8 protein-coding genes, 5 tRNA genes, 1 other RNA gene and 1 pseudogene are annotated in these 14,279 nt (G+C 69.0%); 1 reads left to right on the top strand and 14 read right to left on the bottom strand.

The annotated features are described in order from the left end of the window. The 5 genes and pseudogenes from ACN469_RS19780 to ACN469_RS19760 form a co-directional block, all read right to left on the bottom strand. Positions 1–155 (bottom strand): annotated as a pseudogene (locus tag ACN469_RS19780) (recombination protein RecR); the annotation flags it as partial. A 6-nt stretch (positions 156–161) separates the two neighbouring features. Continuing rightward, the gene (locus ACN469_RS19775; RefSeq protein WP_163866760.1) at positions 162–479 is read right to left on the bottom strand and encodes a YbaB/EbfC family nucleoid-associated protein; all 318 of its coding nucleotides are present in this window, start codon (positions 477–479) and stop codon (positions 162–164) included. A gap of 92 nt (positions 480–571) precedes the next feature. Then, on the bottom strand, positions 572–1,990 hold the full coding sequence (locus ACN469_RS19770) for a DNA polymerase III subunit gamma/tau (RefSeq protein WP_498770153.1): 1,419 nt from the start codon (positions 1,988–1,990) through the stop codon (positions 572–574). Between the two features lie 454 nt (positions 1,991–2,444). Continuing rightward, positions 2,445–3,659 (bottom strand): DNA polymerase III subunit gamma/tau, encoded by a 1,215-nt coding sequence (dnaX, locus tag ACN469_RS19765; RefSeq protein ID WP_498770151.1) that lies wholly within the window; start codon positions 3,657–3,659, stop codon positions 2,445–2,447. 55 nt (positions 3,660–3,714) lie between these two features. After that, the gene (locus ACN469_RS19760) at positions 3,715–5,253 is read right to left on the bottom strand and encodes a phytoene desaturase family protein (protein ID WP_498770149.1); all 1,539 of its coding nucleotides are present in this window, start codon (positions 5,251–5,253) and stop codon (positions 3,715–3,717) included. A 107-nt stretch (positions 5,254–5,360) separates the two neighbouring features. On the opposite strand from ACN469_RS19760, the gene ACN469_RS19755 reads away from it, so the two are divergent. Next, positions 5,361–6,815, top strand: a complete 1,455-nt coding sequence (locus ACN469_RS19755) for a glycosyltransferase family 39 protein (protein ID WP_498770147.1) — start codon at positions 5,361–5,363, stop codon at positions 6,813–6,815. A gap of 112 nt (positions 6,816–6,927) precedes the next feature. On the opposite strand, the gene ffs is transcribed toward ACN469_RS19755, so the two are convergent. The 9 genes from ffs to ACN469_RS19710 form a co-directional block, all read right to left on the bottom strand. Beyond that, positions 6,928–7,020: signal recognition particle sRNA small type (ffs, locus tag ACN469_RS19750), an RNA gene on the bottom strand. 33 nt (positions 7,021–7,053) lie between these two features. Continuing rightward, a tRNA-Ser gene (locus tag ACN469_RS19745) sits at positions 7,054–7,140 on the bottom strand. A gap of 13 nt (positions 7,141–7,153) precedes the next feature. Continuing rightward, positions 7,154–7,240 (bottom strand) — tRNA-Ser (locus tag ACN469_RS19740). A gap of 6 nt (positions 7,241–7,246) precedes the next feature. Then, positions 7,247–7,714 (bottom strand): tRNA adenosine(34) deaminase TadA, encoded by a 468-nt coding sequence (gene tadA / locus ACN469_RS19735; protein ID WP_498770145.1) that lies wholly within the window; start codon positions 7,712–7,714, stop codon positions 7,247–7,249. A 24-nt stretch (positions 7,715–7,738) separates the two neighbouring features. After that, positions 7,739–7,812 (bottom strand) — tRNA-Arg (locus tag ACN469_RS19730). A 31-nt stretch (positions 7,813–7,843) separates the two neighbouring features. Next, positions 7,844–7,933, bottom strand: a tRNA-Ser gene (locus tag ACN469_RS19725). Between the two features lie 42 nt (positions 7,934–7,975). Further along, a tRNA-Ser gene (locus ACN469_RS19720) sits at positions 7,976–8,062 on the bottom strand. 100 nt (positions 8,063–8,162) lie between these two features. After that, on the bottom strand, positions 8,163–9,443 hold the full coding sequence (serS, locus tag ACN469_RS19715; RefSeq protein WP_498770159.1) for a serine--tRNA ligase: 1,281 nt from the start codon (positions 9,441–9,443) through the stop codon (positions 8,163–8,165). Positions 9,444–9,579: 136 nt separating this feature from the next. Continuing rightward, a complete protein-coding gene (locus tag ACN469_RS19710) occupies positions 9,580–14,154 on the bottom strand; it encodes a tetratricopeptide repeat protein (protein WP_498770143.1) in 4,575 nt (1,524 codons plus the stop codon). Positions 14,155–14,279 lie beyond the last annotated feature (125 nt).

Raw genomic sequence — 14,279 nt, 5'->3', positions numbered from 1 at the left:
TTCTCCTTCACTTCGCGGATGGCCTTCGACAGCTCCGCGGCGTATTCGCCGGGAGCGCGCAGGATGTGGAACGCGAGGCGCTGGGCTGTCTTCTCGCCAATGCCCGGCAGCTTCGCGAGCTGGGCGACAAGGCGGTTCAGCGGATCGGGCGTCATCCGGTCTCAGGTAACGCCGGGGATCTTGATGCCGCCGGAGATTTTGGCCAGCTCGCTCTGCATGTGCTGGCGGCTGCTCGCCAGGGCGGCATTCACCGCGGCGGTGATGAGGTCCTCGAGCATCGACGTGTCGTTCGGGTCGATGGCTTCCTTGTCGATCTTGATGCTGCGGATCTCCTGGATGCCGTTGGCCACGACAGTGACGCGGCCATCGCCAGCCTTGGCCTCGACGGTCTCATCGGCCAGCTTCTGCTTCCGCTCTTCAATCTTCTCCGTCAGCTTGTTCGCCTGCCGGATGAAGTAGTTCAGGTCGACGCCAGGCATGTGCTTCCTCGGTACTCGGGGGAGCGGCACCCTTCATGGGTCCGCTCGGGCGTGGAGTGTGGCGCGCACCCTACCGTTGCGCGGGGACAAAGTCAGGCGCTGTCGTCGGGAGCTTCGATTGGAGCGTCGGCGGGCGAGGCGGCGGAGGGGCGCTCGGGCTCGTAGATCTGGATGTGCTCGATTTCTCCACCCAGCCGCAGGAGCACGGCGCGGACCGAGGCGTGGTTGCGCACCTTGCTCTCGGTGTTCTTCTCATGGGTGGCCCGGCTCTGTGCGTCACGCTCGGCGATGCTGAGCGAGGCCCGCGTGTCGTCGGCGGACACGTCCTGGAAGGACAGCTTCACCGCCCGGCCGAAGTGCTCGGCGAGGAGCTTGTCGATGACGGCCTTGCCCGCGGCGGCGGTGACCGTCATGCGGTGCAGGCCGGCGGAGGGAAGGAAGCCGAGGACTATCTCCCCGGCCTTCATCGACACGAGTCGGCCGTTGGCGAGCGCGGTGCCGTGCCGGAGGGAGGACGCCTTCACGCTCTCCACCGCGGCGCGCCAGCGCTCAATCAGCGGGAGGCTCGGGTTGTCGCGGCTTCGGGCGGCCACCGGTGCGGGCGCGGCGGCCATCATGGGTGGCGGCTCGGGCTCGGACTCGGCGGCGGGGGCCTCGGGCTCCGGCTCGGGGATGCATTCGCCGGAGGCACAGCCGCCCGGGGAGGCCTCCTCCGGGTAGAAGCGCGACTCCTCGTCGTCGACGGCCACTGATTCAGGGGGGGCCGGTGGAGCCTCTGGCTTGCGGACGTTGACGACGCGGACGCTGGGCGCGGGCTCGGTGGTGCGGGAGAGCGGGGTGGCTCCGGCGTGAGGTCCGGGCGAGGCCACGGGCGCGGAAGGTGCGGGCCCCACGGAGGCCGGCGGAGTGGTGCCCTGGCGCAGAAAGGACAGGGGCCGCGCGGCGGAAGGCGGGAGTCCGTCGAGGACGGGGCCCGAGGGGAGGGGAGACTCGACCGCGAAGCCGCTGGGACGAGGAGAGGCCTCCGTGCTGGCCTGTCCTCCGGTGGCATTGCGCAAGAAGGACAGGGGCCGCGCGGCGGAGGGCGGCAGGCCGGCAAACACCGGGCCGGTGGCGGCGACGGGGGGCGCGACGGTGGGGGACGGAGGCGGACTCCAGGCACCCGAGGGCCCTGTGTCCGACGAGGCTCCGGAGTGCTGAGGCAGCTCGATGTCATCCGGAGGTTCGGCCACGTAGTCCGACTCGTCGTAGCGAGAGGACCCGAAGTCGCGCGGTGCTGCCTGGACGTTCGATGCCTGCGGAGCCTGTGCGGACTCGGGGGCGCGAGCGGCGTTTGCGTCGTGCGAAGAGGCCTGGGCGAAGGGCGCCTGTGTGCCTTGTGTGGACTCGGGGGCGCGAGCGGCGTTGACGTCGCGCGAAGAGGCCTGGGCGAAGGGCGCCTGTGTGCCTTGCGCGGACTCGGGGGCGCGAGCGGCGTTGACGTCGCGCGAAGAGCCCTGGGCGAAGGGCACCTGTGTGCCTTGCGCGGACTCGGGGGCGCGAGCGGCGTTGACGTCGCGCGAAGAGCCTTGGGCGAAGGGTGCCTGGGCACCTTGTGCGGACTCGGGGTAGCGAGCGGTGTTGACGTCGCGAGGTGCTGCTTCCGGGTACGGCGCCTGGGTACCCTGTATCGACTCAGAGAATCGAGCAGGCCCAGCACCGAGCGGTGCTGGCGAAGCCTGGGTGTGCTCGCTGAATCGACCTGCCTCCTCGTCGCGAGGTGCTCCCTGCGCGGACCTGGTGAAGCTCGGTGCAGACTCCGTCCGAGAGTCGTCAGTGGGGCGAGGCCCAGACGCACTTGGAGCGGGCGCGGCTGCCGCCAAGGGCGCACGCGCTATCGACTCAGTGGAATCAGAAGCGGAACCGTGCGCCTCCCAGGCGGGAGTCGTCGGGGCGGGGACTTCCGGACGAGGAGCCGGTCGAGGCTCAGGCGCGAAAGTTCGTGGAGCTGGAGCGACCTCCTGGCGCTCCAGCATTGGTCTTGTTGGCACCCTCGCCCTGGGGCAGTCCGGCCGCGAGCCGGTCCACCCGCGCCAGCAGCTCCGGAATGGAACCGCCCGGCGACAACTGGATGGCCTTCAGCAGTGCCATCTCCAGCGCGAGCCTCGGCTGTGCCGCGCGAGACACATCCCAGACGCTGCCGTGCACCACGTCGAACAGGCGGGTGAGCTGCGCGCTCTCCGCTTCCTTCGCCAGCGCGATGAGCGCCTTCTGCTCGGACTCGGCCAGTTCGGCGGGCGCCTCGCCCAGCGTCTTCGTGACGAAGAGGTGGCGCAACTGGAGCGCCAGTTCTTCGGCGAGCCGCTTCAAGTCGAGCCCGCGATTGAAGACCTCCTCCACGCGCTCGAGCATGCGCCTGGCGTCCTTGCGCACCAGCGCCTCGGCGAAGTCCTGCACCATCGTCCGGTCGATGGCGCCCAGGGCCTCGGCGACTTCTTCATCCGTGGGACTGGCACCGCACGAGGCGAGCACCTGGTCCAGGAGGCTCAGCGCGTCGCGCATGCCACCCTCGGACTGACGCACGATGAGCGACAGAGAGCGGTCCGAGATGCCCGCGCCCTCCGCCTTGCAGATCTCCTGGAGCCGCTGGAGCATCCGCGCCGCGGAGATGCGGCGGAAGTTGTGGCGCTGGCAGCGCGAGAGAATCGTGTCCGGGAGCTTGTGCGCCTCCGTCGTCGCGAAGATGAACTTCACGTGACCAGGTGGCTCCTCCAGCGTCTTGAGCAGCGCGTTGAACGCCGCTCCCGACAGCATGTGGACCTCGTCGATGATGTAGATCTTGTGCCTGTCTCGCTGTGGCAGGTACTTCGCGTTCTCGCGAATCTCGCGGACGTTCTCCACGCCGTTGTTGGACGCACCGTCGATCTCCGCCACGTCCACGCTGGTGCCGTTGGCGATTTCGATGCACGCCCGGCACTCGCCACACGGAGTCGCCGTGGGCCCCTTGTCACAGTTGAGGGCCTTGGCGAGCAGTCGAGCGGCCGTCGTCTTGCCGACACCACGAGGGCCGCAGAACAGGTACGCATGAGCGACCCGGTCCATCTTGATGGCGTTCGCGATGGTCCGGACGACGTGCTCCTGTCCGGTCATGTCATCGAACTTCTGCGGGCGCCATTTACGCGCGAGGACGAGGTAGCTCATGGGGGCCTTCATCTAAACACGATGGCGCGGAGGATCCATCTCCAGGCGCTGGGACTCAGCGTCCCAGGGCCTTGAGCACCACGCCCGCCGCGTTGTGCCCTGCCGCGCCAATGACACTGCCGGCGGGGTGACAGCCCGCGCCACAGAAGTAGAGCCCCTGCACCGGCGTCTCGTAGGGCAGCCGGTCGGTGAAGCCCCGCTTGTTGTCTACATGGTGGATGTGGCCGCCCGTGATTCCGAAGTGGCTCTCGATTTTCGGAGGCGTGAGGGCGAAGTACTCCTGCACCTTGTCACTGGTGCCCGGGGCGAAGCGGTCGCAGATGGACAAGAGGTGCTGCACGTACTTCGACTCCTCCTTCTCCCACGTGGTGCCTTCGAGCTTGTAGGGAACCCACTCCACGAAGAGGGCGGAGTTGTGATGTCCCTCGGCGTCGCGCAGCGTGGGGTCCACCGTGGTGTGGATGTACCACTCGATGGAGGGGAACTCGGAAAGCTTGCCCGCCTGCGTCTCGCGGTACGAACGCTCCAGCGCCCCGAGCACGTCGTCCTCCTGCGGCAGCAGGTGGATGGTGGGACCGAACTGGCCCCGGTCCTGGGGCAGACAGGTGAAGGTGGGCAGCTCCTTCAGGCACAGGTTCACCTTGAGCGTGGTGCCCGGCACCGCCATCGCGTTCACCTTCGCGCGGTAGTCCGCCGGAAGCGCCGCCGAGTCCACCAGCTTCAGCGTGCGGAACGGGTCTCCATTGGAGATGACGACGTTGGCGCTCAGCTCCTCGCCATTCTCCAGCACCACGCCCTTCACCACGCCCGCGTCCACGCGGACCGAGGTCACCTTCGCGCCCGTGCGGATGGTGGCGCCGTACTTGCGCGCGACGTTGGCGATTGCCTGGGTGACGGTGCCCATGCCGCCGCCGACAATCATCCACGTGCCGCCGCTGCCGGGCAGCCGGCACATGTTGTGGACGAGCAGGTTCATGCCCGTCCCCGGCGTGTCATAGCCGCCGTCCAGTCCGGAGAACGCGTCAGTCACCGCGTACATCGCCTTCACGAAGTCGGACTTGAAGCGGAAGCGCTCTAGGTACTGGCGCGCCGAGCCCTGACACAACCGGATGAAGTTCTGCCTCAGCGCGGGACGGATGTAGCGCTCGGCGGTCTCCTCGATGGAGAGCGGCGGCAGGAGCCACGAGGGGGCCAGGTCATCGCGCAGCGCGCCCAGCTCCTCGTTCATCGCCTGGTTGGCCTCCCAGTCCTCCTGGGAGAAGAACTCCAGGAACTGGCGCTTCAGCTCGCGCTCGTCGGAGCCGAACAACAGATATCGCTTGCCCGTGGTGGGCAGGAAGTAGTGCGGGTCCCTCCGCTTGAGGGGCAGGTCCAGCTCCAACTCGCGCAGCAGCTCCGGCGGCATCAGGCCCAGGAGGTACGCGCCCGTGGACACGCCGAGCCCCGGCGCGCTCTTGAACGGGTACTCCGTGCGGCAGGCTCCGCCGATGACGTCCTTGTCCTCCAGGACGGTGACCGACAGGCCCCGGCGCGCGAGCATCGCCGCTGTCACGAGCCCGTTATGTCCCGCTCCCACCACGATGACGTCCGGCATGTGTCTTCCTCCTCAGGGAACCGCGTTCCTACCCGAGCGAGGGCCTGCCGGACAAACATCACCTGGCTTGCACCCGGGCGCGGGGCCGGGGAGAGTCCTCGACGCCCGTGTCCGCACCCCTGCCCGACGCACCCACCGCCCCCGTGTCGCTCGAGAACCCGCCGGTCGACGCACCTCGTCCCGAGGCTCGGAAGCACGCACTCCTCACCTGGCTGTCCCTCGCTGGGGTGGCGCTCCTGCCCGCCATCGTCGCCGTGACGCAACTGGGCCGCATCCATCCCGACGAGGTGTATCAAGCGCTGGAGCCCGCCTACTGGCGCGTCCATGGCTACGGCGTGCTGGCGTGGGAGTGGCGCGATGGCATCCGCAACTGGGCTGTACCTGGGGTGCTGGCGGGCTTCCTCAAGCTGGCGGGGGTGCTCGGTATCACCGACCCGCAGGGCTACCGCGCGGTGGTGGCCCTCCCTCAGCTCGCCCTGCATGCGTGGAGCCTGTGGGCCGCCTACCGCTTCGCCGCCCGTCGAGCCGGCCCCATGGGCGGCTGGCTGGCCGTCCTGCTGCTGGGCCTCTACGGGCCGGTGCTCGTCTTCGCCGGACGCACGCTGGCGGAGTCCTTCTCCACGTCCTTCCTCGTGGTGGCCCTGGAGGCGCTGGACCGGCGCGAGCGAGAGGGCAGGGCGGGCCTCGTCGGTGGCGTGGCCTTGGGCCTGGCCGTCGTCACGCGCTACCCGTCCGCCATCTGCGTCGTCGCGGCGCTCCTGTGGCTGATGGCCGCTCGACGCTGGAGGCTCCTGGCCTTCACCTGTCTGGGGGGACTCGCGGTCGCCGCGGGGCTGGGCCTGCTGGACCACCTCACCTGGGGCAGCCCCTTCCACTCGTTCTTCAAGTACGTCCGCTTCAACGTCCTGTCCGGCGAGGCGGCGGCCCGCTTCGGCTCGGCGGCCCCGCGCTTCTATGCGCTCCCCTTGCTGACGGCGGTGCCCCTCTGGGGCTGGGCCGCCGTGCCGCTCGGCCTCTGGGCCCTGAAGCGCAAAGCCAGTGTGTCCCTGCCGCTCACGTGCGCGGTCATCTACCTGGCCGTGCTCCTGGCCACCGCCCACAAGGAGGAGCGCTTCCTCTACCCGGCGCTCGTGCTGGGACTGCTCGCGGCGGCCCCCGTCGTCGCGGGCTTCATCACCTCACGAGCCCATGGCGCGCTGCGCTGGGGACTGGCCACCGTGGCGCTGGGCTCGGGGCTCGCCTCCGCGTACTTCTTCCCGCCCAATGATCTCCGCGCGGACCAGTTCCGAGCCATCGTCGCGGCGACCCGCATGGGGGGCGCGACGGGGCTGGTCATCGTCAATGAGGGGCTGTGGGGCTCCGGCGGCTTCTTCTACCTGGGCCAGCAGATTCCCTGGCTCACCTGCGACTGGCCCCAAGACGGCGCCTTCCAGCAGGGCATGCGCGAGCGGCGCTTCAACCGCGTCGTCACCTTCGAGGACCGGGCCCTGCCTGAAATCCAGGCGGCGGGCTTCCGAATCGCCCAGCGCATCGGCCGCGAGACGCTGCTCGTCCGCGACTGAGCCTGACTCAGTGGCCCGGCAGGGGAGGGCGCGAGCAGGGTGCCCGTCGTTCCCTGCCGTGCCGTAGCCCGCAAAGGAGAAGAGCCAGACCCCCGAAACGGGAGACTGGCTCTTCAGAACGGCCGGGACACACGCGGTAGATCGCTACCGTTGCTTCCTTCCGGACCTGGCGGGGTTCGCGCCCCCACGTTGTCCCGACCACAAAAAATGTAGACATCGACTGCTGAAACAACAACTACGGAGAGGGTGGGATTCGAACCCACGATACCCTTTCAGATATACACGCGTTCCAGGCGTGCGCCTTCAACCGCTCGGCCACCTCTCCAAAAAGTCTGGAGCGGAGAGCGTAGGATTCGAACCTACGATACCGTTACCGGTATGCCTGATTTCGAGTCAGGTGCCTTCGACCACTCGGCCAGCTCTCCAAGTATTCAATTGTCGCGTCGCTTCGCGCGCAAGCGCCCGAAGAACGACTTTAGAAGACTCCGGCTGTCTTCCGCCAGGATACCACTCGTGACCTGGAGCCGGTGGTTGTGACGGGGCTCTTCGGCCAGATTGTAGAGAGAACCGACCGCACCTGCCTTCGGGTCCATGGCGCCGAAAACGAGGCGCGTCACCCGGGACTGCACCAGCGCACCGGCGCACATCGCGCACGGTTCCAACGTCACGTACAGCGTGACGCCCGTCATCCGCCAGACGCCCAGATGCCTGCGAGCAGCATCCAGTGCGAGAACCTCCGCATGGGCGAGGGGATTGCGGTCCACTTCGCGGCGGTTGAAGCCCGTTCCAATGATGTTTCCATCATGGACCGCTACCGCACCGACGGGGACCTCTCCAAGTGTCGCGGCTTCCCGCGCGAGCGCGAGCGCCTGCTGCATGAAAGCTTCGTCGTCACTCATGGAGACGGCGTGAAAAGAAGGAAGCGCTCCCTGGAGGATTCGAACCTCCGGCCTTCGGATTCGTAGTCCGACGCTCTATCCAGCTGAGCTAAGGGAGCAAAATCTTCACGCACTACTACGACAAACAGGTGGCGGAGAGAGAGGGATTCGAACCCTCGATACCCTTTCGAGTATGCAGGTTTAGCAAACCTGTGCCTTCAGCCTCTCGGCCATCTCTCCAACTCTTCTCTGTCAAAGAACCACAAAACTCAAGCGCAAATTCGGAGGCGGTAGGATTCGAACCTACGGAGGGCTTGCACCCTCTGCGGTTTTCAAGACCGCTGCCTTCAACCGCTCGGCCACGCCTCCATACAACAACTTCAGCCGGCGGTGTCCCTCGGACCGACGTCGACCGTGGGGCCGCCCTTCTACCTCATTCCGCGCCCGTTGCAAGCGGATGATCACAGTTCTAGAGCGGCTTGAGTTCCTTCACGCCGCCCATGTAGGGCCAGAGCACTTCCGGGATGGCCACGGTGCCGTCGTCCCGCTGGTAGTTCTCCAGGATGGCGATGGACGTGCGGCCCACGGCGAGCCCGCTGCCGTTCAGGGTGTGGACGAGCTGCGGCTTGTCCCCCTTCTGGGCCCTGAAGCGAATCTTCGCCCGGCGGGACTGGAAGTCGCCGCAGTCCGAGCAGGACGAAATCTCCCGGTACGCGTTCTGCCCCGGCAGCCAGACCTCGATGTCGTACGTCTTGCGGGCCGCGAAGCCCATGTCGCCGGTGCACAGCAGCATCACCCGGTGGTGCAGGCCCAGGCGGCGCAGGATGTCGCACGCGTCGTCCGTCATGGACTCCAGCTCCTCCAGGCTCTTGTCGGGCTGGGCGAACTTCACCATCTCCACCTTGTGGAACTGGTGCTGGCGGATGAGGCCGCGGGTGTCCTTGCCGGCGGCGCCGGCCTCCGCGCGGAAGCACGGGCTGAAGGCGCAGTAGCGGATGGGCAGCGACTCGCCCTCGAGGATTTCGTCCGCGTGGTAGTTGGTGACGGGCACTTCCGCCGTGGGGATGAGGAAGCGCTCGGGGTCGCCCAGCGTCTTGAAGGCGTCGTCCTCGAACTTGGGCAGCTGGCCCGTGCCCATCATCGTCTCGCGCAGCACCAGGTAGGGCGGCAGCAGCTCCGTGTAGCCCTTCTGGGTGTGCACATCGATCATGAACGTGACGAGCGCGCGCTCCAGTCTGGCCAGGGCGCCCTTGTAGAAGGTGAAGCGGCTGCCGGAGACCTTCGCGGCGCGCTCGAAGTCGAGCATGCCCAGCTTCTCCCCCAGCTCGAAGTGCTGCTTCGGCGTGAAGGGCAGGTTCGGCTTCTCACCCCAGCTCTTCACCTGGACGTTCTCGTCCGCGCTGGTGCCCACGGGCACGGACTCGTGCGGCAAGTTGGGGATGAGCAGGAGGATGTGGTCGATCTCCTCCTCCACCTCCTTGAGGCGGTTCTGCTTGTCCTTGATGTCCTGGGAGACGGCGCGAAGGTCGCCGCGCAGCGCGTCCAGCGCCTGGGGGTCCTCCTTCGCCTTCTTCTTCATCTCCTCGTTGGCGGCGTTGCGGCGCGCGGCCAGCGCCTCCATGGAGGCGAACAGCTTCCCGCGCTCGGAGAACAGCGCCTGGAAGGGGCCGAGATCCAGGTTGCCGCCCCGCGTCTTCAGGCGAGCGACGACCACATCGAAGTTCTGCGCAACGTTCCGGAGGTCCAGCATGGGGGACGCCTTGTAGTCACCCTCGGTGGGCGTCAGCAAGACTCCTCGCGCCCGGGGTGCTCAAGGGCGGACGCCCCAGGCCCAAACCGCCTGACGCCGGCCATCCCTGGAAGGACGGCCGGCTGTCGGCTGTCGGCTAGTTCTGCAGGTCGTAGATCTCTTCCTCGATGTCCTTCTTGTCCGTCGCGTCCGGCTTCTTCACGAGGTAGTCCTTGAAGGCCTGCACGGCTTCCCGGCGCTTGCCCTTCTCCTTATAGGCGAAGCCCAGATAGTAGTAGGTCATCGGGTTCTCCGGCTCGACAGTGGAGGCCTTGCGGTACCAGTCGATGGCCTTGGCGTGCTGGGCCTGCTCGGTGAAGGCGCGGGCGACCTTGTAGTAGACGTGCGCCAGCTTCGCGTCCGCCTTGAGGGCCGTCTGGTAGCGCTTGATGGCGTCGTTCCAGCGGGCGGCGTTGAAGTACGCGTCGCCGATGGAGCCGAGCACGCGGGTGCGGCGCGGATCCGCCTTGAGGCTGTCCTCGAAGGAGGAGATGGCCTCGTCGAACTCGCCGTTCTCCAGGTGGGCGTGGCCGAGCGCCTCATGCGCGTCCGCGTTGGCCGGATCCAGGTCCACGGCGGTGTTCCACTCGCGCATGGCGTCCGGCAGGTTCTTCGCGTCGCGGAGGATGACGCCGTAGGCGTAGTGGTAGTCGGGGCGCTTGGGGGCGCGCTCCACGGCCTTGCGCATGGCATCCATGGCCTGGGTGAACTCCAGCCGCTTCGCCTTCACCAGCCCCAGGTAGTAGAGCGCCTCGTGGTTGGAGGGCTCGTTGCTGAGCGCCAGGCCCAGGTTGCTCTCCGCGGCGGGCAGCTCTCCGCGCTCCAGCAGCACGGCGCCCAGGGTGATGGGAATCGTGGTGGAGCGGGGGTCCTCGGCCTTGGCCTTCTCCAGCTCGGCCACGGCCTCGTCCAGCTTGCCCAGGCGCCACAGGACGATGCCGCGCTGCAGCCGGCCGTCCTTCAAGAGGTGCGGATCCAGCTCCAGGGCACGGTTGGCCTCCGTCTGCGCCTTCTCCAAATCACTGTTGAGCAGCGCCACGCGCGACAGGCCCAGGTGGGCGTCGGCGAGGTTGGGGTCGAGCTGCACGGCGCGCTCGAACTCCTGCTGGCCCAGCAGCGCGTTGTTCTCCGCCAGGGCCAGCTCGCCCAGACCGGCGCGCACGCCCGCGAGGTCCGGGGCCTTGGTGGCGGCCTGCTCCAGCTGGGTGCGGGCCTCCGCGTTGCGGCGCTGACGCAGGTAGAAGCGGCCCAGGTAGAGGTTGGCCTCCACCAGGTTCGTGTCCGCGGCGATGGCGCGCTTGTAGTGGCCCTCCGCCTCGGAGAGCTTGTCCAGCGCGTCCTCGATGCGGCCGTAGAGGTAGGCGATGCGGGCCTCGTTGGGGAACTGCCCGCTGGCCTTCTGCACGGCCTCCAGGGCCGCTTGCATCTTCCCGGTCATCACCAGCGAGGTGATGTGGCCGTCGGCGTACTCCAGGTTGTCGCTCTCCTCGGACGCCAGCGTCGTGTACAGCGGCAGGGCTCCCTCGTAGTTGCGCTGGGCGCGCAGCACGTGGGCCAGCTGCGCCTTGAGGAAGTCGGACTGGGGGTCCTTCTCCATGGCGGACTTCAGCTCCGCCTCGGCCTCCTTGGGCTTGTGCTGGTGGAAGAGCGCCACGCCCTTGAGTCCCCGGGCACGCGCCAGCTCCGCCGGACCGAGCGCGGACTGGACGTCCTCGGCCAGGGCCTCGTCGATGGACTGGGTGCCCTTCTCGGCGTCCTTGCGCACCAGGAGCTGCACGGCGGCCAGCTCCACGGCGGAGGCGGCGTGTTTGCGGTCCGCCTCGAGCGCGGCGGCGTACGAAGAAGCGGCCTCGTCGGCGCGGCCCGCGGCCTGATGCAGGTTGCCCAGCGCGTGGTGGGCCTTGGCGGACTTGGGGTCCGCGGCGAGCACCTTCTTCAGCGTCTCGATGGCGCTGTTCGGGTCGCGCTTCATCGCCTGGGCCTCGGCGACGAGGAAGGCCAGCTCCAGGTCACCCTGGTTCGCCTCCCGGCTGTAGGCGTCCAGGAGCGGCGCCAGCGCGGCGTCCGCCTGCCGGGAGGTGAGCGCGAGCGACGCGGCGGTCTTGATGACGTCGACGTCCTTCTCGCCCAGCAGCGCGATGTCCGGCATCGCGTCACGGCAGCGGCTCATGTCCGCCATCTCGGCCGCGGCGTACTTGCGCTGCAGGTAGTAGACGGACTGGCACCACAGCGAGCGCACCGCCGGGTACTCCTTCTCCTGGAGCGCCTGCGCGGAGAGGGTGTGCGCCTGCTTGTAGCTGGCGAAGGTGTCCTGGAGGAGCGCCTGCTGGGCCTGGCTCACGAGCTGTGCCTGAGGCGAGCCGTCCGAGACGCGCGCGGGGAAGATGGCCCGACGACCGAAGGCGCCGTAGCGCGTGCCGAACTCCGTGCCCACGCCGATGCCCAAGAGCAGCACCGCCACGCCGGCGGCGATGAACATGGGGATGCGCTTCTTTATCTTCGCGTCGGCGCCGCTGCGGTCCACGACGGAGACCGCGGCCATGCGGCCTTCGTAGAGCTGCTCCAGGCGACGCATGTTCGCCTGCGTCCCGCCCGGGTCGGCGCGAGGGGCCTCCGTGTCCGATGCGGCGGCGACGGGCGCGGTGGCCACCACCTTGGACGGGCCCTCCATCAGCCGCTGGATGGCGGAGGCGAAGGTGGGGATGGTGCCGATGGCCGACCACTGCTCGGAGTCGAGCGAGACGTCCTCGTTGCCGAGCAACTGCCCGTCCTCCAGCATCTTGACGACGACGCCCTCGTCGAAGGGACCGAACACCTTGCCGGAGCGGCGACGGACGTGGAAGCGGCGCACCTTCGCGCTGGCCTGTCCCGTGTCGCGGCTGGCGGCGTCGTCGATGAAGGACAGCATCTCCAGGCCGTCCGCCGGGCCCGCGTTGGGCGGGGGCGGCAGCGGGTCGGAGAGGTCCGCTTCCAGGTCGTCACCGGGCCGCGCGGTGGGGTCGAACTCGAGCGAGTCCGGGACGCCCGAGGACGGGGCGGGCCCTGGGGGCATCCCGAAGTCCACGTCGCCGAAGTCCACCGAGGGGTTGAAGGACGCGGGCGGCGGCGGGGCGGCGGGAGGGGGCGGCTCCGCGAAGTCGAGGCTGAAGTCCGGCACCGGCGCCGAGCCGAAGTCCGCGTTGAACGCGGGCGTGGGCGGGGCGGCGAAGTCGAACGACAGGTCCTGGGACTGCGCGGCGGGCGACGGCAGGTCCGAGAAGTCCATCGACTGCGCGGCGGGCGACGGCAGGTCCGAGAAGTCCATCCCTCCGCCCGTGGGAGGCGGCGGCAGCGCGAACGGATCCTCGCCCGCGGGCACGGGCAGCTCGGCGAAGTCGAAGGACGGGTCCCCCGAGGGCGAAGGCGGCAGCGCGAACGGGTCCTCCGTCATCGGCGCTTGCGCGTACGCGGGCGGCGGAGGCAGGGCGAAGGGGTCCGCGTCCACCGGAGGGGGTGCCATCGCGAACGGGTCATCCGTCATCGACGGCTGCTGCGCGTACTCGGGAGGAGGGGGCAGGGCGAAGGGGTCATCCTCCACCGCATAGGCAGGCTGGGCGGGGCTCGGCGTGGGCGGCAGCGCGAAGGCGGTGGCCTCGCCGCTCGGCGTCTCGACGTCGAAGGCGAAGGGGTCCGCCTCCGCCTGGGGCTGCGCGGGCACGGGCAGCGAGTCGTCGGAGAAGTCGAAGTCGCGAGCGGTGCCCGTCACGTCGGGCATGTCGACGGGGCCCAGCGCCAGGTCCACCGGCGGCGCCAGCGTGTCGTCGGAGAAGTCGAAGTCGCGGTTGGACTTGGGCTCGGGCGGCGCCGCGGGCCGGCCGGCCTCGCGGAACGCTGCGTTGGGCATCGGAATGGCCACGACGCGCGTCACGTCCCGGTCCTGCCGGACGGGAGGCTCCACGTCGTCGAAGCCCCCGCTGAATGGATCCACCGCGCCCGGAAGCGGAATGGCCCCGGACGACGAGGCGACGCCCGGAAGCGGAATGGCCCCCGAGTCGAACGGCATCACCGCGCCAGGCAGGGGAATGGCTTCGCCGCCCGCGCTCGGGTCGAAGCCGAAGTCGTCGGATTGCGGCGCGGCACCGGGGAGGGGAATCGCGCCCCCGTCGTAGCCAAAGCCGTCGTCGAGCTGCGGCGCCGAGCCGGGGAGGGGAATCGCGCCGGCGTCATAGCCGAAGCCGTCGTCGAGCTGCGGCGCCGAGCCCGGGAGCGGAATCGCGCCGGCGTCATAGCCGAAGCCGTCGTCGACTTGCGGCGCCGCGCCGGGCAGCGGAATCGCGCCCGTGTCGTAGCCGAAGTCGTTGGACCGCGGAGCCGCCGCGCCAGGGAGCGGAATGGCTTCGTGTCCCAGGGCGATGGAGGGCGCCGCGCCGGGGAGGGGAATCGCGATGGCGCCCGAGGCAGCCGCGCCAGGAAGAGGAATCGCGGCGGCGCTCGGTCCGGCCGAGGCCAGGCCCGGCAACGGAATGGCGGCGCCCAACGGAGCAGGCGCGGCAGGGGCCGCTGCGCTCACTCCCTCCGGTCTGATGGGGAAGGTGGTCTGGCACCGGGCGCACTTGAGCTTCGCGCCACCCGGGGGGATCCGCTTGTCATCGATATTGTAATTCGTCTGGCAAGACGGGCAGGAGACTTTCATGGGGTTCCTTCGACGGGACCGGCGCGCGCAGGCTACCAGAGGCGTTTCCAGCCCGGAAAGAACGCGCCAGCCCGCAGTGGAAGCGGTCCCCCCCTTTACTCCCAAGCGGGCGGCCGAGGGGGCCT

This window comes from Corallococcus terminator (assembly GCF_049194865.1).
Lineage (GTDB): Bacteria > Myxococcota > Myxococcia > Myxococcales > Myxococcaceae > Myxococcus > Myxococcus terminator_A.
The sequence above is the reverse complement of the archived record's forward strand: the minus strand, read 5'-3'. Positions and strand labels throughout refer to the sequence as shown.

Coding starts and splice junctions, on each gene's coding strand:
- ACN469_RS19775 (WP_163866760.1), bottom strand. CDS start 479: ATGCCTGGCGTCGACCTGAACTACTTCATCCGGCAGGCGAACAAGCTG.
- dnaX (WP_498770151.1), bottom strand. CDS start 3,659: ATGAGCTACCTCGTCCTCGCGCGTAAATGGCGCCCGCAGAAGTTCGAT.
- ACN469_RS19760 (WP_498770149.1), bottom strand. CDS start 5,253: ATGCCGGACGTCATCGTGGTGGGAGCGGGACATAACGGGCTCGTGACA.
- tadA (WP_498770145.1), bottom strand. CDS start 7,714: ATGAGTGACGACGAAGCTTTCATGCAGCAGGCGCTCGCGCTCGCGCGG.
- serS (WP_498770159.1), bottom strand. CDS start 9,443: ATGCTGGACCTCCGGAACGTTGCGCAGAACTTCGATGTGGTCGTCGCT.
- ACN469_RS19710 (WP_498770143.1), bottom strand. CDS start 14,154: ATGAAAGTCTCCTGCCCGTCTTGCCAGACGAATTACAATATCGATGAC.